This is a genomic window from Rhizobacter sp., from assembly GCA_019635355.1.
In the GTDB taxonomy this organism is placed as follows: Bacteria; Pseudomonadota; Gammaproteobacteria; order Burkholderiales; family Burkholderiaceae_C; genus Rhizobacter.
In genome coordinates, this window is record JAHBZQ010000001.1 from 3,287,269 (window position 1) to 3,310,867 (window position 23,599).

25 protein-coding genes are annotated in these 23,599 nt (G+C 70.9%); 9 read left to right on the forward strand and 16 right to left on the reverse strand.

All coding sequences use genetic code 11. The features are described from left to right. Positions 1 to 10: 10 nt before the first annotated feature. From KF892_15005 to KF892_15025, 5 genes are all read right to left on the reverse strand, one after another. Positions 11 to 1,798, reverse strand: coding sequence for a winged helix-turn-helix domain-containing protein (locus tag KF892_15005; GenBank protein ID MBX3626324.1), 1,788 nt, complete (start codon positions 1,796 to 1,798; stop codon positions 11 to 13). A gap of 79 nt (positions 1,799 to 1,877) precedes the next feature. Further along, complete coding sequence (locus KF892_15010; GenBank protein ID MBX3626325.1) at positions 1,878 to 2,276, reverse strand: VOC family protein; 399 nt, start codon at positions 2,274 to 2,276, stop codon at positions 1,878 to 1,880. Continuing rightward, positions 2,273 to 3,040 (reverse strand): isoprenylcysteine carboxylmethyltransferase family protein, encoded by a 768-nt coding sequence (locus tag KF892_15015; GenBank protein MBX3626326.1) that lies wholly within the window; start codon positions 3,038 to 3,040, stop codon positions 2,273 to 2,275. Before KF892_15015 ends, KF892_15010 begins: the two co-directional genes overlap by 4 nt. 67 nt (positions 3,041 to 3,107) lie before the next feature. Further along, positions 3,108 to 3,380 carry a DUF4242 domain-containing protein gene (locus KF892_15020; GenBank protein MBX3626327.1) on the reverse strand — a complete coding sequence of 91 codons (273 nt, stop codon included), beginning with the start codon at positions 3,378 to 3,380 and terminating at the stop codon, positions 3,108 to 3,110. A gap of 177 nt (positions 3,381 to 3,557) precedes the next feature. Continuing rightward, on the reverse strand, positions 3,558 to 4,136 hold the full coding sequence (locus tag KF892_15025; GenBank protein MBX3626328.1) for a DUF4242 domain-containing protein: 579 nt from the start codon (positions 4,134 to 4,136) through the stop codon (positions 3,558 to 3,560). A 206-nt stretch (positions 4,137 to 4,342) separates the two neighbouring features. Here KF892_15025 and KF892_15030 point away from each other — a divergent pair, with 206 nt between their 5' ends. Continuing rightward, entirely contained in the window at positions 4,343 to 5,140 is a 798-nt protein-coding gene (locus KF892_15030) for an SDR family oxidoreductase (protein MBX3626329.1), read from the forward strand. Between the two features lie 181 nt (positions 5,141 to 5,321). After that, positions 5,322 to 7,781: a cation-transporting P-type ATPase gene (locus KF892_15035; protein MBX3626330.1), complete on the forward strand. Its 2,460-nt coding sequence runs from the start codon at positions 5,322 to 5,324 to the stop codon at positions 7,779 to 7,781. On the opposite strand, the gene KF892_15040 is transcribed toward KF892_15035, so the two are convergent. After that, on the reverse strand, positions 7,782 to 9,002 hold the full coding sequence (locus KF892_15040; protein MBX3626331.1) for a nucleotide pyrophosphohydrolase: 1,221 nt from the start codon (positions 9,000 to 9,002) through the stop codon (positions 7,782 to 7,784). A 92-nt stretch (positions 9,003 to 9,094) separates the two neighbouring features. Here KF892_15040 and KF892_15045 point away from each other — a divergent pair, with 92 nt between their 5' ends. Then, positions 9,095 to 10,759, forward strand: coding sequence for a patatin-like phospholipase family protein (locus KF892_15045; GenBank protein MBX3626332.1), 1,665 nt, complete (start codon positions 9,095 to 9,097; stop codon positions 10,757 to 10,759). Between the two features lie 16 nt (positions 10,760 to 10,775). On the opposite strand, the gene KF892_15050 is transcribed toward KF892_15045, so the two are convergent. Genes KF892_15050 through phnG form a run of 8 tightly spaced genes read right to left on the reverse strand, consistent with a single transcriptional unit; the run spans position 10,776 to position 16,953 of the window. After that, complete coding sequence (locus KF892_15050; GenBank protein ID MBX3626333.1) at positions 10,776 to 11,915, reverse strand: alpha-D-ribose 1-methylphosphonate 5-triphosphate diphosphatase; 1,140 nt, start codon at positions 11,913 to 11,915, stop codon at positions 10,776 to 10,778. Beyond that, positions 11,912 to 12,709: a phosphonate C-P lyase system protein PhnL gene (gene phnL / locus KF892_15055; protein ID MBX3626334.1), complete on the reverse strand. Its 798-nt coding sequence runs from the start codon at positions 12,707 to 12,709 to the stop codon at positions 11,912 to 11,914. Before phnL ends, KF892_15050 begins: the two co-directional genes overlap by 4 nt. Beyond that, positions 12,706 to 13,485: a phosphonate C-P lyase system protein PhnK gene (gene phnK / locus KF892_15060; protein MBX3626335.1), complete on the reverse strand. Its 780-nt coding sequence runs from the start codon at positions 13,483 to 13,485 to the stop codon at positions 12,706 to 12,708. The genes phnL and phnK overlap by 4 nt, the downstream gene beginning before the upstream one ends. Next, complete coding sequence (locus KF892_15065; GenBank protein MBX3626336.1) at positions 13,482 to 13,934, reverse strand: GNAT family N-acetyltransferase; 453 nt, start codon at positions 13,932 to 13,934, stop codon at positions 13,482 to 13,484. Before KF892_15065 ends, phnK begins: the two co-directional genes overlap by 4 nt. Further along, positions 13,924 to 14,772 (reverse strand): alpha-D-ribose 1-methylphosphonate 5-phosphate C-P-lyase PhnJ, encoded by an 849-nt coding sequence (locus KF892_15070; GenBank protein ID MBX3626337.1) that lies wholly within the window; start codon positions 14,770 to 14,772, stop codon positions 13,924 to 13,926. Before KF892_15070 ends, KF892_15065 begins: the two co-directional genes overlap by 11 nt. Beyond that, positions 14,769 to 15,878, reverse strand: a complete 1,110-nt coding sequence (locus tag KF892_15075; GenBank protein MBX3626338.1) for a carbon-phosphorus lyase complex subunit PhnI — start codon at positions 15,876 to 15,878, stop codon at positions 14,769 to 14,771. Before KF892_15075 ends, KF892_15070 begins: the two co-directional genes overlap by 4 nt. Next, positions 15,878 to 16,489: a phosphonate C-P lyase system protein PhnH gene (phnH, locus tag KF892_15080; GenBank protein ID MBX3626339.1), complete on the reverse strand. Its 612-nt coding sequence runs from the start codon at positions 16,487 to 16,489 to the stop codon at positions 15,878 to 15,880. The genes KF892_15075 and phnH overlap by 1 nt, the downstream gene beginning before the upstream one ends. Continuing rightward, a complete protein-coding gene (gene phnG / locus KF892_15085; GenBank protein MBX3626340.1) occupies positions 16,486 to 16,953 on the reverse strand; it encodes a phosphonate C-P lyase system protein PhnG in 468 nt (155 codons plus the stop codon). Before phnG ends, phnH begins: the two co-directional genes overlap by 4 nt. Before the next feature lie 67 nt (positions 16,954 to 17,020). Between phnG and phnF the strand changes: the two genes are divergently transcribed. From phnF to upp, 6 genes are all read left to right on the forward strand, one after another. Continuing rightward, on the forward strand, positions 17,021 to 17,785 hold the full coding sequence (gene phnF / locus KF892_15090) for a phosphonate metabolism transcriptional regulator PhnF (protein MBX3626341.1): 765 nt from the start codon (positions 17,021 to 17,023) through the stop codon (positions 17,783 to 17,785). Positions 17,786 to 17,790: 5 nt separating this feature from the next. Further along, the gene (locus KF892_15095; protein MBX3626342.1) at positions 17,791 to 18,462 is read left to right on the forward strand and encodes a DUF1045 domain-containing protein; all 672 of its coding nucleotides are present in this window, start codon (positions 17,791 to 17,793) and stop codon (positions 18,460 to 18,462) included. An 88-nt stretch (positions 18,463 to 18,550) separates the two neighbouring features. Continuing rightward, complete coding sequence (locus KF892_15100) at positions 18,551 to 19,177, forward strand: phosphonate metabolism protein/1,5-bisphosphokinase (PRPP-forming) PhnN (protein ID MBX3626343.1); 627 nt, start codon at positions 18,551 to 18,553, stop codon at positions 19,175 to 19,177. A gap of 118 nt (positions 19,178 to 19,295) precedes the next feature. Continuing rightward, positions 19,296 to 20,558 carry a GTP cyclohydrolase II gene (locus KF892_15105; GenBank protein MBX3626344.1) on the forward strand — a complete coding sequence of 421 codons (1,263 nt, stop codon included), beginning with the start codon at positions 19,296 to 19,298 and terminating at the stop codon, positions 20,556 to 20,558. Beyond that, complete coding sequence (locus tag KF892_15110) at positions 20,515 to 21,765, forward strand: URC4/urg3 family protein (protein MBX3626345.1); 1,251 nt, start codon at positions 20,515 to 20,517, stop codon at positions 21,763 to 21,765. The genes KF892_15105 and KF892_15110 overlap by 44 nt, the downstream gene beginning before the upstream one ends. Positions 21,766 to 21,857: 92 nt before the next feature. Next, the gene (gene upp, locus KF892_15115) at positions 21,858 to 22,493 is read left to right on the forward strand and encodes a uracil phosphoribosyltransferase (protein ID MBX3626346.1); all 636 of its coding nucleotides are present in this window, start codon (positions 21,858 to 21,860) and stop codon (positions 22,491 to 22,493) included. Positions 22,494 to 22,505: 12 nt separating this feature from the next. On the opposite strand, the gene KF892_15120 is transcribed toward upp, so the two are convergent. Beyond that, the gene (locus tag KF892_15120) at positions 22,506 to 22,937 is read right to left on the reverse strand and encodes a GNAT family N-acetyltransferase (GenBank protein MBX3626347.1); all 432 of its coding nucleotides are present in this window, start codon (positions 22,935 to 22,937) and stop codon (positions 22,506 to 22,508) included. 3 nt (positions 22,938 to 22,940) lie between these two features. Next, the gene (locus KF892_15125; GenBank protein ID MBX3626348.1) at positions 22,941 to 23,450 is read right to left on the reverse strand and encodes a hypothetical protein; all 510 of its coding nucleotides are present in this window, start codon (positions 23,448 to 23,450) and stop codon (positions 22,941 to 22,943) included. Positions 23,451 to 23,599 lie beyond the last annotated feature (149 nt).

The following is a 23,599-nucleotide window of genomic DNA, read 5'->3' on the forward strand; positions in this document are numbered from 1 at the left end:
GCCCTGCAGATCAGGCCGCCGCCGACGGCCCCACCGCCTGCCGCAGCGCGGCGAGGCGCGCGCCGTGCGCGGCCACCATCGTGGCGAAGTTCGACTCCACCGCGAACAGCTCGAGTTCGGTGCCCAGCGGATCGTGGTCGAGCAGCAGGCACTCGGCCAGGCGCAGGCGGGTCTCGGCCTCGCCCACGGGCGAACCCACTTCGCGCCAGTGGCGCACCGCCTGGCGCAGGCGGGCCACGGCGGGTTTGAACTCGCCTTCGTGCACGCACACCTCGGCCTGCGCGCAGCAGTGCATGGCTTTCAGGGCTTCGGTGGCCAGCATCTCGGGGTCGGCCACCAGTTGCTGCAAGGCCTCGCGGGCACGCGTCGCATCACCCATCGCCACGGCCGCGTGCACCAGCAGGCACAGCAGGTGAGCGCGGCGCTCGCGCAGCGTCCAGTCGGTCTCTTCGAGCGCACGCTCGAGGCCATTGCGGGCGAGCGTCGCGCGGCCGGTCAGCAGGTGCAGGCGGGCGAGGCCGGGCTGCGGGTCCCAGCCCAAGGCATGGGCCTGCCGGAACGAGGCCTCGGCGCCGGCGAAGTCGCCGTGGCTGGTCTGGATGTCGCCAAGCACGCAGTAGGCATCGCCCTCGGCCCACGGCGCGGCGTGGGCAAGCAGGGCCGCGGCGGCCCGCACCTCGGTGCCGGCCTGCTCCAGCTCGCCCTGCACGCCGAGCACCGCGGCACGGTGCAGCCGGCAAGTGCCGGGAAAGGCCGGCATGCGGCTCGCACGGCTCCAGTCGAGAAAAGCATCGGCGAACTGCGCGGCACGCAGCCAGTCGCAGCGGTGGCGGGCGGCATAGAGGATGGAGCACAACGCCCAGCCGGCCACCCACGAGCGCACGCCGCCGAGGCGGATCACGGCCGCCGCCTCTTCGTGCTGCGCGAGGCCGCCCGCCACGTCGCCCTGCGCCATCAGCGCATGGCCGCGGTAGACGAGGCCGAGGCATTCGACGTCGGGGTCGCGCAGGTGGCGGCCGAGCGTGCAGGCTTCGTCGGCCATCGCGAGTGCGGTGCCGGGGTCGCCGCTGCCGATGGCCATGCGGCTCGCCATCCACGCGAAATGGCCGCGCTCGCGGCTGTGCGTCTGGCCGTCGAGGTAGCGCGAGGCGCGCTGCAGCAGGCCGCGGGCCATCGCGCCCTCTTTGTGGTCGATGCGGATCTGCACCAGCAGCAGCGTGGCGCGCGCCGCGCCGAGCGCATCGCCGTCGGCGTCGCGCTGGGCCACAGCGCGTTCGAGGGCGGCGCCCACGCTCGGGCCCAGGCCGGCGCAGATGGCGGCGCGGCCCCACTCTTCCACGTCGTCGGGCGGCAAGGGTTGATTTGCATCGAGCGCCGCGTAGATCTCGCAGGCGGCGGCCCAGTCGCTGCGCTCGGTGGCGGCGCGCGCCGCGGCGAGGCTGGTCTCGGCCAGCGGCTCGTCAGGCAAGGCGGGGTCGTCGTCGGGGCAGTCGTCGTAACAGAAGCGGTAGCCGTGGCGCGGGTAGGTGCGCACCGCGTCGCCCAGGCCAGCGTCGGCCAGCGCGCCGCGGGCCAGGCTCACCACGCGCTGCAAGGCGTTGTCGACCACCACGACGCCGGGCCACAGCGCATCGAGCAGCTCGTCTTTCGGCACCACGCGCTCGCGGTGGCGCACCAGGTAGCACAGCACGTCGAACACGCGCGGCTGCAGCTTGACCTCCTGCCCGTGCGCGGTGAGCGAGCGCCGGGCTTCGTCGATCTCGCAGGGTCCGAAACGGTAGGTCGTCGCGTCTGTCACGGGGCACCATCGCAGCAGCTGGCCGAACCCTTCGCAGGGGCCGGCAGATTGTGCCGCAGCGGGTGCGGCGGGCAGTGCTTCAAGCAACACCGGGCAGCGTCTGCCACAGGCCGACGAGCGCGCCCACCGCATCTTCGATGAGCGCGATGCGCGCCATGCCCTGCACGTCGAACGGTGCCACCAGCACACGGCCCGAATGCGCGACGGCGCGACGCGCGCTGTCGTCGACACTGTCGACGCGCACATAGGGCGTCCAGTGCGAGGGCACGCCCTGCGCGAGCTGCACCCGGCGCAGCGGGTACAGCGAGGCGATGGCGTGCCGGCCCACCTGGCACAGCGTGAAGCTTCCGCCGTTGGCCGAGCGCTCGTGGAAGCTCCAGCCGAAGGCGTTGGCGTAGAAGCGCTTGGCCGCGGCGAGGTCGCTGGCCGCGAGGTCGAGCCAACAGAACTCTCCCGGCGGGGCCAGCGCCCCGCTCATGGCCGCACCCAGCCCCGCACCCGGCGCCCCAGGCGCGGCCACAGCATGCCCACCTGCTCGCGGTAGTCGCGGTAGCGCTGGCCGAACTGCGCCACCAGGTCGCGCTCTTCGAACCAGATGCCCACGAGGATGTAGCCCGTGGTCATCACCGCGAAGAGCAGGTGGCCGGCCGTCATCACCGGCGTGCTCCAGAACGCGAGGATGAAGCCGAGGTAGATCGGGTGCCGCACGTGCCGGTAGAAGAGCGGCGTGCGGAACTGCACCGCCGGCTCGCGTCGGCCGGTGAGCCGCCACCACACCTGCTTCAGGCCGAAGAGTTCGAAGTGGTCGATCTGGAAGGTGCTCGCCAGCACCAGCACCCAGCCGAGCGCAAACACCGCGGTGCTCAGCACCAGCCCGGCCGGGTGGCTGGAGACGTTCCACACCACCGCGCCGAGTGGGCGCCACTGGGCGAAGAGCAGGACGAGCGCCAGGCTCGCCAGCAGCACGAAGGTGGCGCGCTCGGCCGGCTTGGGCACGAGGCGTGTCCACCAGCGCTTGAAGCCGGGGCGGGCCATCACGCTGTGCTGCACGGCAAAGAGCGCAAGCAGCAACACGTCGACGAGCACCGACACGCCGAGCGGCTCGCCGCTGGCCGAGGCCGGCAGGCCCACGTCGATGGTCTTCGGCACGAAGACGTTGCCGGTGAACGCCGCCGCGTAGACGAAGGTGGCAAGGAAGATGGCGTAGGCGGCCACACCATAGAGCGCAATCAGCAGGCCCATGTCGAATGCTCCGGAAAAGAGGAGGAAGAAAAAAGCCGCCCGGCGCACCGGGCGGCGACGTGGGCCGTCAGATGGCGGTCATCGGCTCGATGACGGTGCGCACCTCGGTCACCTTGTTGGCCGGGAAGCCGCTCAGGCGGGCGTGCTCGTGCACCAGGTCTTCCTTGTCGGCGAGGTAGATGCAGAAGGTCTTGTCTTCGACCACATACGACTGCACCCACTGCACCTTGCCCGCAAGCTTGGCCAGCGCGGCGTTGGAGGTCGCCGAGGCGTCCTTCAGCTCCTTGGCGTTCATGCGGTCGACGGCGGGGATGTGGCGTTCGATCAGATAGCGTTTCATGGTGTCTTCCATTGAGAGAGAGTCCCGCAGCGGTGGGAACCTCCTGGCCGTGCTGCGGGGTCGCGGCCGTTCGGTTGTGGCAGGTGATGCCATGGGGGAAATCGTAGAAATCGGGGGCCGAAGAGTCCTCTGCGTGGGCTGATCGTTTCCTGATCCGTGCAGCGCTCCGTGCAGCGTTCAGGCGGCGGCGCGCGACGCATCGCGCACCACCACGCGCCCGAGCACCGGCACGATCTCGTCGGCCGGCAGCCCGGCGCGTGCGGCATGGCGAGCCAGCGCCGCGGCGTCGATGCCCTGATAGAGACAGACGGTGCCGAGCCAGCCGTCGGCTTCGCGAACCACGTGGCTGTGCAGCCAGCTCACCTCGCGGCCGATCACCGCCTCGGCCACGCGGCGCGCCACGGCGCCCTGGCGGTCGAGGTCGGTGCCCGGCGGCCACGCATGGCGGCGGCGCAAGAGGTAAACGCGGGTGGGCGCAAAGGCCTGCTCGAAGAGCGTGTGCGCAAGCGGCAGCACCTCGTGCGCCGGCAAGCCACAGGCCTCGGCATGGCGGTGCAGCGTGGCCGCCTCGTCAGCCTGGAACACGCAGGCGAGGCCGAAGCGCCCGTCGGGCTCGCACACCGCGTAGGAGTGCAGCCAGCGCGCCTGCGGCACGCGGCCTTCGGCGGCACGCAGGCGCATCAGCGCCGCTTCGAGTTCGGCGGCGTTGGCGGCGATGCCGACGCGCCGGACGACGTGGGGGTGCAGGGTGGTCATGACCCGTGAGGTGGCCCGCGAGGGCCTTCGTTGAACCAGTGGGGTCAGCGTAGGCAGCGCGGGCGCGCCCGTCCTTGGCGGGCGCTGATGCTTTGCTGATCTCGCGTCGGGGCCGACGCGCCATCAGCAAACGATCAGGTCAGCCGAAGGACGTGGCCGCCTCGCGTGCCTAGCCTTGCGCCACCTTCTTTTCACAGGACACGACCATGAGCCTCCACCCCCTGCCTCTTCCCGCCACCCGGCCGCTCGCCGGCAAGGTGATCTTCGTGACCGGCGGCAGCGCCGGCATCGGCCGCGCCACCGCGCAGGTGCTGGCCGCCCGCGGCGCCGTGGTCGCCATCGCCGACATCGACGAAGCGCCCGGCCTCGCCACCGCGCTCGCGCTCTGCGAGGCCGGTGGCCGCGCGAGCTTCCACCGCATGGACGTGCGCGACAGCACCCAGGTGCAGGCCACGCTGCAGGAGATCGTGCGGCTGCACGGCCGCCTCGACGGCGCCTTCAACAACGCCGGCGTGCTCGAAGGCCTCTTCCTCGCCTCGGCCGAGCAGGACGAGGCCACCTGGTCACGCGTGATCGACGTCAACCTCACCGGCGTGTGGCGCTGCATGAAGCACGAGATCCCGCTGATGCTGGCGCAGGGTGGCGGCGTGATCGTCAACCACGCCTCGGTGGCCGGCCTGTACGCCAACCGCCTCGTCGGCGCGGCCTACATCGCCAGCAAGCACGGCGTGGTCGGCCTCACCCGGGCCGCGGCCCTGGAGTACGCCGCGCAGGGCCTGCGCATCAACGCGGTGTGCCCCGGCATCGTCGACGAGACCTCGATGAGCGAGGTGATCTTCGGCGGCAACGCTGAACGCGAGGCGCAGGTGAAGGCGCTCTACCCGGCGGGCCGCGTGGGCACGCTGGCCGAAGTGGCGGAAGCGGTGGCGTGGTTGTTCTCCGACGCCACGAGCTTCATCACCGGGCATGCCCTGCCGATCGACGGGGGTTTGCTGGCGGCATGAGGGCATGCCGAACACGTGATTGACGCAGCACAAGCGCCCCCGGCGCCCCGGCCCCAGAATCGGACCCGCCCTCGGCCGGGTCATCTCGACGCCCCGCGAGGCGAGGAGCCTCGATGAGCACCGTTCCACTGCCTGCACCGACCCCGGCCGCGCTGCCGATGCCACGGGCGCGCGGCACACGATGAGCCGGCGCGACGTCCCGCTCGAGCGGCTGGCCGGGCTGTCGGCTGCCGACGGCCTGAGCAGCGCCCAGGTCGAGGCCCGGCGCAGCCACGGCTTCAACGACATCGTGGCCTCGGCGGCCGGGGGCTGGCGGGCTGTCGCGCGCGACACGGCGCGCGACCCGATGCTGTGGTTCCTGGTGCTCACGGCCGGCCTCTTCGCGCTGCTGGGCCAGCTCACCGAGTCGCTCACGCTCCTGGCCGCGCTGGCCCCGCTGCTCGGCATGGACGCCTACCTGCACCGGCGCACGTCGGCCTCGTCGGCCGGGCTCGCCAGCCGCCTGGCGAGCACCGCACGCGTGCTGCGCGACGGCCGGTGGCAGGAGATCGCGTCGCGCGAGCTGGTGCCCGGCGACCTGGCCGAGGTGACGCCTGGCGAGTACTTTCCCGCCGACGGCCTGCTGGTCGAGGGCAGCGGCCTGCAGGCCGACGAATCGACCCTCACCGGCGAGTCGCTGCCGGTGGCCAAGCAGGCGCTCGCCCCCGCCGCCCTTTCGGCCGACGTCCCCGAAGCGCACTGGGGTACCGCCGGTACGCGCCTGCTGACGGGCACCGCCCGCCTGCGCATCGTCTACATCGGCGGCGAGACGCGCTACGGCGAGATCGTGCGCTCCGCCACCGAAGGCGGCCACGCGGCCACGCCGCTGCAGAAGGCGATCGGCGAGCTGGTGGCGGTGCTCGTGGGCGTGGCCGTGGTGATGTGCGGCGTGCTGGCCGCGATCCGGCTGTGGCACGGCCACGGGTGGATCGATGCGCTGCTCAGTGCGGTGACGCTGGCCGTGGCGGCGCTGCCCGAGGAGTTCCCGGTCGTCTACACCTTCTTCCTCGGTGTCGGCGTGTTCCGGCTCGCACGCAAGAAGGCGCTGGTGCGCCGCGCGGTGGCGGTGGAAAACATCGGCCGCGTGAGCTGCATCGTGTCCGACAAGACCGGCACCATCACGGCCGGCTCGCTGGTGCTGGCCCACGAGGCCCCCGCGAGCGGCTTCACCGAGGCCTCGCTGCGGCAGGCCGCCGCCTTCGCCTCGCGGCCCGACAGCGGCGACCCGCTCGATCTGGCCCTGCATGCCGCCGCCGGCCCGCTGCCGCCGGCCACGCGGCTGGCCGACTTCCCGTTCACCGAAGCGCGGCGCCGCGAGACGGTGGTCTTGCGCGTGGACGGTGCGAACACCACCGCGTTCATGAAGGGCGCCCCCGAGACCGTGCTCGCGGCCTGCGCCCTGCCCGAGGACGACCGCAACGCCTGGCTCGCCGAGGTGGACAGCTTCGCCCGCACGGGCCACAAGGTCATCGCCTGCGCCACACGAAGCCTGGCCACGGACGCCTCGATCGACCGCGAGCCCGACACCGGCTACACCTTCGCCGGCCTGCTCGCGCTCGAAGACCCGGTGCGAGACGGCGTGCGCGACGCCGTCGCCGACTGCCTCGCCGCGGGCATGCGGGTCATCATGGTCACCGGCGATCACCCGGCCACCGCGGCGGCGATCGCGCGCGAGATCGGGCTCGGCGGCGCGGCGCCACAGGTCATCGTGCTCTCACCCGACGACGACGCGGCGGCCGTTCTCCGCGAGCAGGACGGCGTGCACGTGGTGGCGCGGGCCACGCCACCCCAGAAGCTCGCCCTGGTGCAGGCCCTGCAGGCGCAAGGCGAGCTGGTCGCAGTGACGGGCGATGGCGTGAACGACGTGCCGGCCCTGCGCATGGCCGACATCGGCGTGGCGATGGGAGAGCGCGGCACGCGCAGCGCCCGCGAGGTGGCGCCAGTGGTGCTGCTCGACGACAACTTCCGCACCATCGTCGACGCCGTGGCCGAAGGCCGGCAACTCTTCCAGAACCTGCGGCTCGCGTTTGCGTACCTGCTGCTGGTGCACCTGCCGCTCGTGATCGGCGCGGCGGCGATCCCGCTGATGGGGCTGCCGCTGCTCTTCCTGCCGGTGCACATCGTGTGGCTGGAGCTCGTGATCCACCCGACCGCGATGCTCGCCTTCCAGGACCTGCCCGCCGCGGGCCCGCTCACCCCGGTGCGGCGCCAGCGTGGCGCGCGTTTCTTCTCGGCCGGCGGGTGGCTGGCCATCGTGCTCGTCGGCGGTCTCTTGAGCGTGGCGGTGGTGTGGAGCTACCTGCACGCGCTCGGCGCAGACCGCGACGTCGAACACGCACGCGCCATGGCGCTGAGCGTGTTGCTGGTGGCGAGCGCCGGCATGACGGCCGGCCTCACCCGGCTGCGCCGGGCCACCGCACGATGGCTCGTGGTGGGCACGCTGGCCTCGCTCGGCGCACTCGTGCAGTGGCCGCTGCTCAGCCGGCTCTTGAACCTGCGGCCGCTGCACGCGGCCGACTGGGCGCTGGTCGCAGCGGTGTTCGTCGCGTCGGCCGCCGTCGCCCTGGCGGTGGCGACGCGGCTGAACCGGCGTCTCGACTGACTAGCGCCGGCCCGCGCCGCGCGAGGCCTCTGCCTCCGGCGCCGCGAACTGCGGGTAGGACACGCCGGTCACCGAGTTGACCCGCACCAGGCCTTCGCTGGTCAGGCGCGTGAGGGCCTGTTCCACCGCATCGTCGGTGGCCTCGGCGCCGAGCAGCGACTTCAACAGCCGCCACAAGGACTTCACCTTCGTCGGCCGCGCGTCGCCCATCTTGCGCAGGCTCTGGCTCAGGTGCTTGAGGGTCGCGGCCTCGTTCGAGGCGGGCGGCTTGGCGGCCGGCGGGGCCTTCGTCTTGGTGGCGGCCGTCTTCTTGGTGGGTGCCACTTTCTTCGCCGCAGGGGATGGTGGCGGCGCCGCCGTCGTCGTCTTCTTGGCTGCCACCTTCTTGGCCGGCGCCTTCTTCGCCGGGGTCGTTGTCTTGGCGCTGGCCTTCGTGGGCGCCACTTTCGCAGGCGCCTTCTTCGCCACGGCCTTCTTCTCCACCGTCTTCTTCGCGGCCGGCGCCTTCGCCGCCACGGCGCGCTTCGCCCTGGTGTGCCCCAGCTGTTGCGCCGCAAAGCCGAGGTCACGCGCGTGCGCGAGCATGGGCTCGTAGCCCTTGTCGTTGGCGATCACCACCAGCGTGGCCAGCGGGTTGCGCGAGGCGATGTAGCCGACGTAGAAGGACAGGTGGAAGTCGAGCGCGTTCTTGCCGACCTTGCTGATGGGCACGGCGGTCACCGCATCGCCGAAGCCGGCGAAGTGCTTCTCCACCTGCCGCTGGTGCGGGCCGTGGAAGACCCACACCTGGCTCGCGTCGGGCACCAGGGCGCGCAGCGCGGCTTCCGTCGGCTGCACGTTCTCGTAGTCGAGCAGCACGTGCACGCCCGGCGCCACCGCGTGGGCGGGCGAGGGGCGGGGGATCGTCCGCACGGGCGGGAAGCGCTCGGCGTTGCGCGCGAGCTTGTGCGCGGTGGCCCGCGCGAGGTCGACCTCGCAGTGGTCGGCCACCTGCAGCAGGTACAGCAGCACGTCGGCCAGCTCGTCGGCGATGCGGGTCTTGCGCTCGGGGTCGAGGCTCGCCTGCTGCGACTGCTCCGGCGTCATCCACTGGAAGATCTCGGCCAGCTCCGCGGCCTCGACCATCAGTGCGGTCGACAGGTTCTTCGGCGTGTGGAACGGTTGCCAATCGCGCTCGGCGGCGAAGTGGCGCAGCGCCGCCTGCATGTCCGTGAGGTTCATCCGTCATCCTTCCGAGTGGCCGTGACGGCGCATCTTGCCAGGGCGTTCTCGGTACAGTGGGTGCCGTCCTGCCCGATCCTGCGCGCCGCTCCATGACCAACCTCGTTCCGCCCGCCGACACTGCCCACGCCACCTCGGCACCTGGCGGGCCCATCCACCAGCTCTCGCTCTCGGGCGGCGGCTTCCGCGCGGCCTTCTTCCACCTCGGCGCCCTGCATGCGCTGGCCACGCAGGGCCGGCTGCGTGAGCTGAAGATGCTGGTCACCATCTCGGGCGGCTCGATCGCGGCGGGCTTCTTCCTCCAGGAGTGGCTGGCCGTGGCGCGGGAAGGCGCGGTGAGCGACGACGCGCTGGCGCAATGCGCGCTGCGCGCGCAGCAGGCGCTCTTTCGCAAGAGCCGGCACAACCCGCGGCTGCGCGCGCTGGCTTCGGTGCGAGCGCTGAGCAGCGGCCTGGTGCGCAACGAGTTCGGCTTCTCGCAGGCCATGGCACGCATCAACCGGCGCTGGCTGCGCGCGCTGCACAAGGTGGCGTCGACGGGCCTCTGGCCCGCGCCGCTGCCCGAGTGGCGCATCGCCTGTTCCGACTACGCGCGCGGCAACCGCTGCGTGGTGGTGCTGGGCGACAAGGGCCTGCCGCGCCAGCCCGACGCGAGCTACCTCACGATGAAAGACATTCCGCTGCCGCGCGCGCTCGCATCGTCGAGCGCGGTGCCCGGCGTCTTCGAACCCATCCGCTGCGGCGAGCTCTACCTGGGCGACGGCGGCGTGCTCGACAACCACGGCCTGCGCGAGTTCGACCTCGCGCTCGGCCACGCCACCTGTATCGACGCCTCGGCGCCGGTGTTGCCCATGCAGCCGATCGACGGCTGGGCCACGCCGATGCGTGCGATGGACCTGATGATGGAGCAGACCCGCGGCGACGTGCTGCGCGCCCGCAACTGCACCCTGATCTCGCTGCGCGACCCGGTGCCGCAGCCGAGCGGCCTCGACTGGTGGCCGCACCTGCGCGCGCTGCGCACCGACCTCGACGACTTCGCGGCGACCGAAGCGCACCTGCTTTTCCTCGCCGGCCACCAGAGCGCCACCGGCCGCCCCGACATCCCCGCCGGCTGCCCGCCCGACATGACGGCCCTCTGGCGCACCATGAGCGAGGCCGCCCCCGCCGAGCTGCCGAGCGACCAGGCCCAGCACCTGGCCGACGCGCGCGATGCCTGCATGGACGATCTCGAGCGTGGCCAGCACGTGCTCTTCGCGGGCATGCAGAAGCGCTCGGCCGCTTCGGTGATGGTGACGATGGGCTCGCTCTTCATGCTGGCGATCACCGTGGTGCTGCTGCTCACGATGGCGCGGCTGGCGTGGAACTTCACCCTCGGGTACATCCCGCAGTCGTCGCGCACACTGTCGAGCAATGCCTTGCTGGGTCTCGGCTGGATCGGCGGCGGCGTGTGGCTGTGGCAGTACTACACGCCACGGGCCGGTGCACTCTTCCACAACATGCGGCAGTGGATGGGCGTGATCGCCGGGCCCATCGTGCTGCCGGCGATCGTGACCATGTCGATCGCGCTGCGGCTCAAGGTGCTCGCGTTCTCGAACCGCGACCTCACCGCGTGGGCCCGCTCGGCCCTCTTGCGCTACGAGCGGCGCCGGCAACGGGCGGCGCTGGAGCGTGAGGCGCAGCGGGCGGCGCAGGCAGCGGCCAAGGAAGCGGCGGCGAAAGACACCGCGCCGGTCTCGACCAAGCTGCCCGCGGACTGAAGGCGCTCGTTTCTCGTCAGGCCACGCGGCGGCCCTGCACCCAGGTCTCTCGCACCAGCGGCTGGCGGCCGAGCACACGCACGCGCAGCAGGTCGCCGCGCAGGCCGGGGGCGACCTCGCCGCGGTCGTGCAGGCCCACCGCGCGAGCGGCGTTGCGCGTCACGACCTTCACCGCGTCGGGAAGGCTGAAGCCCGCGTCGTCCGACAACTGCCACGCCGCGCGCAAGAGGCTCGACGGCACGTAGTCGGACGACAGCGCATCCAGCACGCCTTCGCGCGCCAGCGTCATCGCGGCCACGTTGCCCGAGTGCGAACCGCCGCGGATCACGTTGGGCGCGCCCATCACCGTGCTGAGGCCCAGCGCCTTGGCGCGCTGCGCGGCGGCCAGGGTGGTGGGGAACTCGCTCATGCTGGCGCCCAAGGCCTTGGCCTCGTCCACATGCTCGACGGTGGTGTCGTCGTGCGTGGCGAGCGCCACGCCGTGGGTGTGCGCGAAGTCGGTGAACCAGGCGCGGTTGGGCATGGCGTATTTCTGCTGGCGCTCGGGCGCGATGCGCACCTCGGCCTCGAACTGCTCGCGGCTCCAGCCCTTCTTGCCGGTGTAGTAGGTGCGGGCATGCTCGATCTCGCTCCACTGGCGCTGGCCGGGCGTGTGGTCCATCAGCGAGATGAGGCGCAGGCGCGGGTGCTTCGCGAAGGGCTCGAAGAGCGCGCGGGCGTTGTGCGCGGGCAGCTCGCAGCGCACATGGATCAGGTGGTCGGCGCGCAGCAGGCCGGCGTCATCCAGCCGGTCGAGCACGTGCAGCAGCTCGCTCTGGTCCTTGGAGCGAAAACCTTCGTCATACGGGTCGCCCACGCCGATGGCATCGAGCACGGTCGTGATGCCGGCCGAGGCCACCTCGGCGTCGTGCGCCTGCACCGCGCCGAGCATGGGGAAGTGGACCTTGGGGCGCGGCGTGACGTGGCGCTCGAGGTTGTCGGTGTGCACCTCCACCAGGCCGGGCAGGAGGAAGTCGCCATCGAGGTCGTGGGCCTGGGGCACGGCGGTGGCGCCAGGCGTGATGTCGGTGATCTGGCCATCTTGCACGCGCACGCTGCCGTGCACGAGCTCGCCCGCGAGCACGATGCGGGCGTTGGTGAGGATGAGGTCGTTCATGGGGTGCACGGGTTCCCGTTCGCCCTGAGCTTGTCGAAGGGCATGACGGCATGGCTGAGAGGGGCTTCGACAGGCTCAGCCCGAACGGGGTGGGGCGCTGGTGCGATGGCGACACAACGGCTCGCCACGGCGTCGCGCACTTCCTCGTCGTGGAAGATGCCGACGACCGCGGTGCCGGCGGCGCGGGCTTCGTGGATGAGCTCGATCACCACGCGGCGGTTGGCCGCGTCGAGCGAGGCGGTGGGCTCGTCGAGCAGCAACAGCCGGGCGGGCTCGATGAAGCCGCGGGCGATGTTGACACGCTGCTGCTCGCCGCCCGAGAAGGTGGCGGGCGGCAGCGTCCACAGGCTCTCGGGCAGGTTCAGGCGCGTGAAGAGGCGACGCACTTCGTCTCTCGCTTCTTCCTGGGCGTCGTCCGCATCCAGTGCGGGCCGGGCCTGCAGCCAGCGCTCGGCCACCACGTCGAGAGCCGGCACGCGCGGCACGGCGCGCAGGAACTGACTGACGTAGGCGATGTCCTTGCGGCGCAGCGCGAGCATCTGCTGCGGCGTGGCCTGCGCGATGTCGACGCGGCCTTCGCTTGCGTCGAACCAGATGGCGCCGCTGTTGGCGCCGTAGCTGCCGTAGAGGCACTTCATCAGCGTGCTCTTGCCCTGGCCCGAGGCGCCGAGCAGGGCCACGCATTCGCCTGGCTGCACGGTGAGCGACACGCGCTTGAGCACGGGCAGCTCCAGCCCGCCGCGCAGGTGCAAGGTGAAGTGTTTGGAAAGCGATTCGATCTGCAGCATCGTCATGGGGCCACCACGGAAGAGACGAGCAGCTGCGTGTACGCGTGCTGCGGGTCGTCGAGCACCCGGTCGGTGAGACCCTGCTCGACGATGCGGCCTTCGCGCATCACCAGCGTGCGGTGCGCGAGCAGCCGTGCCACGCCGAGGTCGTGCGTGACGATGATGGCCGAGAGGTGCAGCCGCGCCACCAGCAGGCGGATGAGGTCGAGCAGGCGGGCCTGCACCGAGACGTCGAGGCCGGAGGTGGGCTCGTCCATCAACACCAGGCGCGGGCGGGTGACGAGGTTGCGCGCGATCTGCAGGCGCTGGCGCATGCCGCCCGAGAAGGCACGAGGCGAATCGTCGATGCGCTCGGGTTGCAGCTCCACGCGCTGCATCCACTCGGTGGCGGTGCTGCGCAGCTCGCCGTAGTGGCGCTGGCCCTGGCCCATCAGGCGCTCGCCGATGTTGGCCCCGGCGCTCACGTTCATGCGCAGGCCAAGGCTCGCGTCCTGCTGCACGTGGCCCCACTCGGTGCGCTCGAGCCGGCGGCGCTCGCGCTCGGTCAGGCGGTGCACGTCGAGCACCTCGCCGTCGGCCGCGGTGTAGAGCACCTGGCCGCGGGTGGGTTGCAGGCGGCCGGCGATGCAGTTGAGCAGCGTGCTCTTGCCCGAGCCCGACTCGCCGACGAGGGCGATCACCTCGCCGGGGTGCAATTCGAGGCTCGCGTCCTCCACCGCGAAGCGGCGTGCAAGGGGGAACTGGTGGTGCAGGCCCTGCACCTTCAGAAGCGGTGCGGTCATGGCGTCACCACGAAGCTGAACCCGTGTCGCTCGAAGCCGAGGCGCTCGTAGAAGGCATGCGCCTCCACGCGTTTCTGGTTCGACGAGAGCGCGAGCTTGTAGCAGCCGGCCTCGCGCGCCAGCTCGCGGGCGTGCTCCATCATGCGGCGGCCGATGCCCTGGCCTTGCGCCTCGGGGTGCACCGCCACGTCTTCGACGATCGCCTCGGGCGCGCCGTTGTGCGCGAGCAGCGGCAGGATGAAGAGCGTGTAGGTGCCCACCGGCAGGCCGGCGAGCGAGAAGATGAAAACGCGCACGCCGGGCGCGGCGGTGTGCATGCGGTCCCAGTTCATGCGCATCTCGGCCTCGTCGTGCGGGCCGCGGGTGTCGAGGCCGGCGGCGGTGTAGAGGTCGATCAGCGTGCGGATGTCGGTGCGCTTGGCTTCGCGCACGTCGAGTTCAGCGGGCATCGGTGGCCTCCTTCGCTTCTTGTTGTTCGCGGCACCAGTCGGTGTCGGAGCAGGTCCACAGGCGCTCGCCGCCGGCCTGCAGCACTTCGTCGAGGTAGCTCGTGGTGCAGCCGCACAGCGCACAGGCGTGGCCGTGCGGCTCGACGGTGAACGGGTGGTCTTCGAAGTCGAGGCTCTTCACCTCGGTGTAGGGCGGCACGGCGTAGATGCGTTTCTCGCGGCCGGCACCGAAGAGCTGTAGCGCGGGCATGCGGTGCATCTTGGGGTTGTCGAAGCTCGGGATGGGCGAGGGCGACATCACGTAGCGCTGGTTCACCAGCACGGGGTAGTCGTAGGTGGTCTCCACGCGGCCCCAGTGCGCGAGATCTTCGTAGAGCTTCACATTGACGAGGCCGTATTCCTCGCAGGCGTGCAGCTTGAGCGTTTCGCTGCGGCGCGCTTCGAGCTTGTAGAGCGGCTCGGGTTGCGGCACCTGGTAGACGAGCACCTGGTGCTCGCCGAGCGGCGCCTCGGGGATGCGGTGGCGCGTCTGGATCACGCTCGCCTCGCGCGTGCGCTCGGTGGTCTGCACGCCGGCCGTGCGCGCGAAGAACTGGCGGATGTTGACGGCGTTGGTGGTGTCGTCACTGCCCTGGTCGATGACCTTGAGCACGTCGTGCTGGCCGAGGATGGCGGCCGTCACCTGGATGCCGCCGGTGCCCCAGCCGTAGGCGAGCGGCATTTCTCTGGACCCGAACGGGACTTGATGGCCCGGGATGGCAACCGCCTTGAGGATGGCGCGCCGGATCATCCGCTTGGAGCGCTCATCCAGGTATGCGAAGTTGTAGCCCTGCATCATTTCGCGAACTCCTCGCGCAGTTTGCGGATCAGCTGAAGCTCCGACTCGAAGGTCACGTAGTGCGGCAGCTTCAGGTGCTGCACGAAGCCCGAGGCCTCGATGCTGTCGCCTTGCGGCAGCACGAACTCCTGTTGTTGCACCGGCGCGGTGATGTCTTCGCCGAACTCGTCGGCCCGCAACGCGCGGTCGACCAGCGACATGGCCATCGCCTTGCGCTCGCCGTGGCCGTAGACGAGGCCGTAGCCGCAGGTGAACTGCGGCGGCACGCTCGCCGAGCCTTCGAACTGGTTGATCATCTGGCACTCGGTGACCTCGATCTCGCCGACCACGACCGGGAAGCCCAACTCGTCGGGCACGATCTCCACCTCGACCTGGCCGAAGCGGATGTCGCCGCCGAAGGGGTGGCTGTGCGCGTAGCCGCGCTGCGTGGCGTAGGCCATGCCGAGCACCCAGCCTTCGTCGGCACGGGCCAGCATCTGCAGGCGGGCGCTGCGTGGGAGCGGGAAGACGGGCGGGTTGCGCGTGATGTCGGGCGGTGTGGGGTCGCCGTCGCTCGGGGTGGTAGCTTCGACCAGGCCTTCGGCGATGAGGGTGTCGAGGGCGTGGGGCACCCCGCCCTCCGTTCGCCCTGGGCCTGTCGAAGGGCTCGTGCCGGTTTCGAGCGGGGCTTCGACAAGCTCAGCCCGAACGGGTTGGGGAACGGACGCCAGCGAAAAATCCAGCAGCCGCTGCGTGTAGTCATACGTCGGCCCGAGCAGCTGCCCCCCCGGCAGATCTTTGAAGATGGCCGACACACGGCGTCGCACCTGCATGCGGGCGGTGTCAATCGGCTCGGTGGCGGCCAGCAGCGGCAGCGTGGTGCGGTAGGCGCGCAGCAGGAAGATCGCTTCGACCGCATCGCCCCGCGCCTGCTTGAGCGCGAGCGCGGCGAGCTCGGGGTCGTAGAGCGAGGCTTCGGCCATCACCCGGTCGACCAGGAGGCCGAGCTGTTCGCGGATCTGCGCGACTTCGAGCTCGCGCACCGCCGGGTCGCCGCGGCGCGCGGTGGCGAGCAGGGTGCGCGAAGCCTCGATGGCGGCTTCACCGCCTTTGACGGCGATGTACATCAGGTCGTCTCCATCGTGATGTGGGTCGAGCGCGGAACCGCGATGAGCTGCGACCCGCAGACGATCAAGAGATCGACGCCACGCGGGAAGAGCCGCTCCTGCGCGATACGCCGTTGCCAGAACTCGACGGAGAGTCCGCACAGGCCGATGCGCTGCGTGTGCTCGATGCCAGGGCCGCTGAGCACCAGCGATTGACCGGCGAGCGTGCTGGTGTCGACGATCAGCGTGGCGCCGTGTTGCGGGGCTTCATCGGTGCCCAGGCGCAAGCCTTCGAGACTCGCCTCGGCGGCGCGCACGGCCACGAAATCGGCGGCCTCGCGTGCGGCCGGCTGCACGCCGGTGTGGAAGCGCGCGTACAGCCAGGCGGCATCGCTCGCGAGCGGGCCGTCGAGGTGCAGCGAGGTCTCGGCGTCGAGCAGCGTGAGCAGCACGGCCGTCAAGCCGCGCGAGAGCGGCGCGGGCGCTTGCAGGCCGTCGCTCGCAGCAAGCGTCTGCAGGCGGCCGGGGCGCGAGAGGGCGTCGAGCACCGCGCGGAAGACGGCCTGCGCATCGTGCGTGGCGTCGGCAAAGCCGCGCGGCATGTTGGCGAGAAGGTCGGCTCTGGCGTTCATGGTGCGGCCCCCTCCGGCGCGAGTGTGTAGAACGACACACGGCTCGCCGCATGCCGGGCACGCTCGGCCGCCAGCACCTGCTCGCGTGCCACCTTCAGCGGCGCGATCACCTCGCGCTGCAGCGTGTCGTGCAGCGTGGGCTGCTGCAGCAGCGCGTCGAGCTGCGCGATCCAGCGCGCCCGCTCGTCGTCGCGCCCGAGCACATGGCCGACACCCGCCGTGGTGTGGCCCCCGAGCGTGACGCGGGCGATGCAGCGGGTGAGCGTGGCTTCGCCGACGTTGAACCGGTCGCCACGGTTGGCGATGCGCCCACGCACCATCGCCAGGCCCGTCTCGGGCTCACGCAGCCACTCGAAGCGGTGCTCGGCAACCCGCGCCGCGGCGTGCCGGGCCAGCGCGTCGCGCGGGGCCAGGGCCAGCACGGCGAGCCAGGCTTGGCGTAGAGAATCAGGTGTCGAGGTCATGTCGATGTCATCTAGATGACTTTAGAATGCCCCGACTGTAGCGCTCCACCCGTGACAGCTTTTTGACATGACCCTGAACGCCTCGTCCCATCCCGCCGACAGCCCCGACACCCCCGCCCCCGTGCGCCGGTGGGAAGCCATTGCCGCCGAGCTGCGGGACGACATCGTGCAAGGCCGCCTGACCCCCGGCCAGAAGCTGCCCAACGAGGCCACGCTGGCCGCGCGCTTCGCGGTGAACCGCCACACGCTGCGCCAGGCGGTGCAGGCGCTGGCACAGGAAGGCTTCGTGCGGGTGGCGCACGGCAGCGGCACCTACGTGCGCGAGCTGGTTCTCGACTACGCACTCCAGCGCCGCACCCGCCTCTCGCAGAACCTGGCCGCCGCAGGCGAGACGGCCGACCGCGAGCTGATGGCGCACGAGGTGGTGCGCGCCGGCGAATGGGCGCGCGACCTCGGCGTGGCCGCCAGTGCCAAGGTGCAGCTGCTCTACACCCGCGCCACGGTGCGCGGCCGGCCGATCAACCTCGCCACCTCGGCCTACCCGCTGCCGCGGCTTGAGGGCATGGTGCAGGCGCTCGCGCAGCACGGCAGCGTCACCGCTGCGCTGCGCGCCCTGGGGGTGCCCGACTACACCCGCAAACGCAGCGTGGTCTCCTGCCGCCTGCCCACGGTGGAAGAGGCGGACGCGCTGGCACGCCCCGTCACGCAGCCGGTGCTGGTGGTGCGTTATGTGAACGTCGACGGCGAGGGCCTGCCGGTGGAGGCGGGTCGCACGCTGTTTGCCGCAGACGCGGTACAGCTCACCGTCGAGCCAGATGCTTTGGAGACATGAGTCCCATGCGCCATGCCGTGTATTTCGCCCCGCCGCCCACGCACCCCCTCTGGCGTGCCGGCTGCGAGTGGCTGCAGCGCGACCCGTCGGCGCCCGAGGCGCCCGTGCCGCAGCGTGAACATGTGCGCGAGCCCTGGCGCTACGGCTTCCACGCCACGCTGAAACCGCCCATCCGCCTGGCCGAAGGGCGCGACGAGACCAGCCTGCACGAGACCCTGGCGAGGCTTGCGCAGCGCACGCCCTCGTTCACCATGCCGTCCCTGTCGGTGCAATGGCTGAGCGGCTTCCTCGCGCTGCTGCCGGTGGAGCCGCTCTCGCGCAGCCACCCGCTGCACCGCTTGGCCGACGACTGCGTGGTGCAGCTCGACCCCTGGCGCGCGCCACCCACGCCCGACGAAACCCAGCGCCGCCTGAAGCTGCGGCTCGACGACGAGCAGCACGACCTGCTGCAGCGCTACGGCTACCCGCATGTGCTGGCGCGCTGGCGTTTCCACATGACGCTGACCGATTCACTGCCGCATGACATGGGCCTGCGCGCCGCCTTGCAGCGCGAGGCCGAGCGGCACTTCGCCCGCGCGCTCGCGCAGCCGCTGGTGTGCGATGCGGTCTGCCTCTTCGTGGAGCCCGCGCCCGGCCGGCCCTTCCGGCTGGTGCAACGCTTCCCGCTCGGGCAGTAGCCGCGTTGCCGGCACGGGCACCGAATTGCCGCAACATCCGCCGCCTGTCATCGGCCCGCCATGCGGCCACGCCACACTGACGGGTTCCATGCTGCACGACGATCCTCTGCTCTTGCCCCTGTCCACCCGTTTGCACACCCACAGCCGGCACCTGCTGGTGGTGGTGGGCCGCTCCGGCGTGGGCAAGGACGCGGTGATCGGCGCCTGGCTGCGCCGCTTCGCGCCCGGCACCCGCCCGCACCTCGCCCGCCGCGTGATCACGCGCGAGCGCCACCCGAGTGAAGACCACGAGCCGGTGTCGGTCAGTGCCTTCCACCGGCTGGTGGCCGAGCACCAGCTCGCGTTTCACTGGCACGCGCACAGCCTGCACTACGGCGTGCGATGGTCGGAGCTGGCCGCCTTGCATGAGGGCCGCTGCGTGGTGGTCAACGGCTCGCGGCAGCACCTGCCGCAGTTGCGCGAGCAGGCGCCGCAGGCCCGTGTGGTCGAGATCGTGTTGCCGGAGGCGCTGCGCCAACAGCGCCTGCAAAGCCGGGGCCGCGAGACGGCGGCGGAGCTGGCCACGCGGCTGTCGCGCGGCGCGCCCGAGAGCGGCGCCGACCTCGTGATCGACAACAGCGGCCCGATCGACGAAGCCGTGGCCGAGCTGCACGACTGGTGGACCGCCGGCACCCGCTCGCCCCTGCTCGCCGTGCAACAAGCCGTGCGACCGTGAACCACTGCTCGGCCACGCAGGTGGCCCGGGCCTTGCTCCACCCTCCGAAGGCGCGACAGCGCGCCAGTTGACGGCGTATGCTCACTCGCGTCGTCACCAGCAAAGGAGCGACGCACCCATGAGCAGCGACAAGGTCGGCGAGGCCCGTGCATCGAAGCACATCCGCCTCACTTCGCACCCAGGCCCCAATGCCACCCCCGTGATCCGCTGGGGCGCGGCCACTGCCGCCGAGCGCGGGCCGGTGATCGGCACCACCACCCACCGCCAGCACCGCAACGTGGTCGGCACGCACAGCGGCAGCTACGGTGTCTACCGGGCCCTCGCGGTCGCCGCCGGCAACCTGGTGAAAGGCCACCGCGCCGACCTCACCAACACTGCCCCCACCACGCCCATCGGCCCCTACCCGCAGTGGAGCGACCCGCACAAGATCGTGTCGCTCGACCCCTGGGGCGCGGCCGTGGGCGAGGTCTTCGCCGAGCAGATCGCGCAGGGCTACGACATCCGCCCCACCATCGCCGTGACGCAGGCGCATGTGCACCTGCCCGAGATCAAGCAGGCCATCGCCTTCCAGCGGCTGCAGATCGACGGGAAGATCCTGCTCGACGACGCCTCGGCCACCGTCACCAAGATCGCGGTCGAGCCGGTGTGGTGGATCGAGGGTGTGGCCAAGCGCTTCAACGTGAGCGAGGCGGACCTCCGGCGCGTGATGTTCGAAGAGACCGGCGGCATGTACCCCGAGCTCGTGACGCGCAGCGACATCGGCATCTTCCTGCCGCCCATCGGCGGGCAGACGCTCTACATCTTCGGCAACCCGCGCGACCTCGCCGACCCGAGCGTGACGCTCACCGCACGCGTGCACGACGAGTGCAACGGCTCCGACGTGTTTGGCTCCGACATCTGCACCTGCCGGCCCTACCTCACGCATGCCATCGAAGAGTGCATCAAGGGCGCGCAGGCGGGCGGCGTGGGGCTCATCGCCTACAGCCGCAAGGAAGGGCGGGCGCTCGGCGAGGTGACCAAGTTCCTCGTCTACAACGCACGCAAGCGCCAGGTGGGCGGCGACAGCGCCGACAAATACTTCCTGCGCACCGAGTGCGTGGCCGGCGTGCAGGACATGCGTTTCCAGGAGCTGATGCCCGACGTGCTGCACTGGCTGGGCATCCAGAAGATCCACCGCCTGGTGAGCATGAGCAACGACAAGTACGACGCGATCACTGGCAGCGGCATCGAGGTGGGCGAGCGCATCAAGATCCCTGATGAGCTGGTGCCGGCCGATGCGAAGGTGGAGATCGAGGCCAAGATCGCGGCGGGGTATTTCACCGATGGCGTGGTGCCCGATGCGGCCTCGCTCGCGTCGACGAAAGGGCGGGATCTTGTCTGACCCCGCCGCCCTGCTCCGCTCTCCTGCCACCATCCGCGAGCGCTGCCGCAACATCCTTGCGGCCGTGGAGGCCGGCCAGTCCAAGCACTTCACCCTGCACCGCAGCCAGCTCGACGAGGTGGCGCGGCGCGTGGAGCAGGTGACACGCCGGCAATACCCCGACCTGCGCATCCCGTATCACTCGCGCTGGCGGCATTTCGAAGCCGGCAGCGTGGACCGGCGCGCCGAGCTGGCGCTGCAGCTCGAAGGGCGTGACGCGGCCGAGCAGGCGCAGGCCCACATCGACCTCACCGTGATGAGCGTGCTGCTCGATGCGGGCGCGGGGCCGGCGTGGGGCTTCGATGAGAAGGGCGTCGAATTCACGCGGTCCGAAGGGCTGGGCGTGGCCACCTTCCGCGCCTTCGTCGCCGGCTGCTTCTCGAGCGACCCGCTGGACCCGCTGCGCGTGGACGCACAAGCGCTGCAGCGGGTGGACGAGGCGCTGCTCGCGCAAGTCTTCCAGGTGCGAGACGACAACCCGCTCGTCGGCCTCGCCGGCCGCGCGACCCTGATGCGACGCCTCGGCGAAACCCTCGCCGCACAGCCCGAGGTCTTCGGCGAAGACGGTCGCCCCGGCGGCCTCTACGACACGCTCACCCAGCGCGGCCAGCTCGACCGCCTGCCCGCGCCCGCCGTGCTGCAGGCCCTGCTCGACCACCTGGGCCCGATCTGGCTCACCGGCAGCCAGCTGCAGGGCACACCGCTCGGCGACTGCTGGCCGCACCCGGCGGCCGGCGGCAGCGGCCTCACCGCCGGCTGGGTGCCCTTCCACAAGCTGAGCCAGTGGCTCACCTATTCGCTGCTGGAGCCCTTCGAGTGGGCCGGCGTCACGCTCACCGAGCTCGATGGCCTGACCGGCCTGCCCGAATACCGCAACGGCGGCCTGCTGCTCGACTCGCGCGTGATCGTGCCGCGTGATGCGAGCTTCGCCTCGCGCACGCACACCGCGGCCGACGAGGCCATCGTCGAATGGCGCGCGCTCACCGTCGCGCTCATCGACGAACTCGCGCCGCTGGTGCGCGAGCGCCTGCACAAGAAGCCCGAGGAGATGCCGCTCGCGTGCATCCTCGAAGGCGGCACCTGGGCCGCAGGCCGCGAGATCGCGAAGAGCTTGCGCGAGGGCGGTAGCCCGCCCTTGAAGATCGAGAGCGACGGGACGGTGTTTTGAGCGACCGCCGTCATTCCCGCGAAAGCGGGAATCCACGCACGGCACGAATTCCTGGATTCCCGCCTTCACGGGAATGACGAGAGGCACATGAGATGAACAACAACCAGATCCACCACATCCAGCACCCGCTCATCCAGCACAAGCTCACGCTGATGCGCGAGAAAGACCGCAGCACCAACAGCTTCCGCCGCTTGCTCGGCGAGATCAGCATGCTGATGGCGTATGAAGTGACGCGCGACATGCCCACCCAGCTGATCGACATCGAGACGCCGCTCGAGAAGATGCAAAGCCCGGTGATCGACGGCAAGAAGACGGTGTTCGTCTCGATCATGCGGGCCGGCGCGGGCTTTCTCGACGGCATGTTGAACGTGATCCCCGGTGCGCGCATCGGCCACATCGGCCTGTACCGCGACCCGAAGACGCTCGTGGCCGTGGAGTACTACTTCAAGATGCCGCAAGACATGCACGAGCGCGACGCGATCGTGCTCGACCCGATGCTCGCCACCGGCAACTCGGCCGTGGCCGCGGTCGACCGGCTGAAGGAGACGGACCCGAAGTCGATCCGCTTCGTGTGCCTGCTCGCCGCGCCCGAAGGCCTGAAGAACTTCACCGAATCGCACCCCGACGTGCCGGTGTACGTGGCGGCGGTCGACCGCGAGCTCAACGAGCACGGCTACATCGTGCCGGGGCTGGGCGATGCGGGCGACCGCATCTTCGGCACGAAGTGAATGCCGCCCGAGCTACGGCTCGGACAGGTACCCGCGCTCCACCGCGGCGGCCTGGTTCTCGAAGATGGCCATGGCGGTGTTCATGCGCTTGAAGCCGAGCTTCGCGTAGAACGCCTCCTTGCCCGGCACCGAGTACAGGATGATCTTCTTGTGCCCGTTCGAGAGGTCCAGCAGCCGCTGCACGATCTGCCGGCCGAGACCCTGGCCCTGGTGGCTGGGCAAGAGCGCCACGTCGCAGAGGTAGGCCACGTCGGCCCCATCGGCCAGCGCGCGGCCCACGCCCACGAGCTTGCCTTCTTCACGCACGAAGCACCTGAACATGCTGTGGCCGAAGGCCGTCTTCAGGGCCGCCGCGTTCTTCTGGCCCAGCGGGGCCGCTGCATAGAGCGCCACCAGCTCGGCCCAGTCCACACCCTCGAGAGAATCCGACCAAACCAGTGCCACGGTTCAACTCCTGTTTGCCAAACGTGCGCGCGCCGCACCCAGCAGCACACGCGAGTAGAGCTTGTGAAAGCCCAGCAGCGCCCCGAACACGAACCCCAGGCGCGGCGTGCCACCGCCCGGCCTGGGTTGGCCGACCACGGCAGAACCGAAGTACAGCGTGGTGCCGCCCACACCCGCCGGGCTCACCATGAGCCACGAGCGCGTGCGGCCGGCCACGTCACACAGGAGCAACTGCGTGGGCGTGCGGCCCTCCACCCGCCAGGCCGAAAACCCGGCCACCTCGCCACGCGCGAGCTGGCGCACCTGCTCGTCGGTGCAAGGGCGTGACAAGAAGAGCTTGATCAGCAAGCGCTCGAGCTTGAAGACGCGGCCGGTGTAGAAGGCTTCGATGAACTGCGGCAGCGCGACCGGGGCTGCGACGCCGGTGGTGTAGCAGTCGGTGAAGCTGCCCGGGCGGGTGTACGTCGAGAGCAGGGCGTTGGGGGGCAACGGGCAGGGGCGGAGGGGCGACATGCGGGGAGCTTACTGCTGGGGTGTCCCGAGGCGACGTTGACGTTTGACTTGAACGACTGCAGTCACGCTGGCGGCTGCTTGTGCCCGTTTTGCAGCGAATGGCGTCATTCGCGGCGATACCCAAAAAATCCGCTTTTGCGCAGATAGCG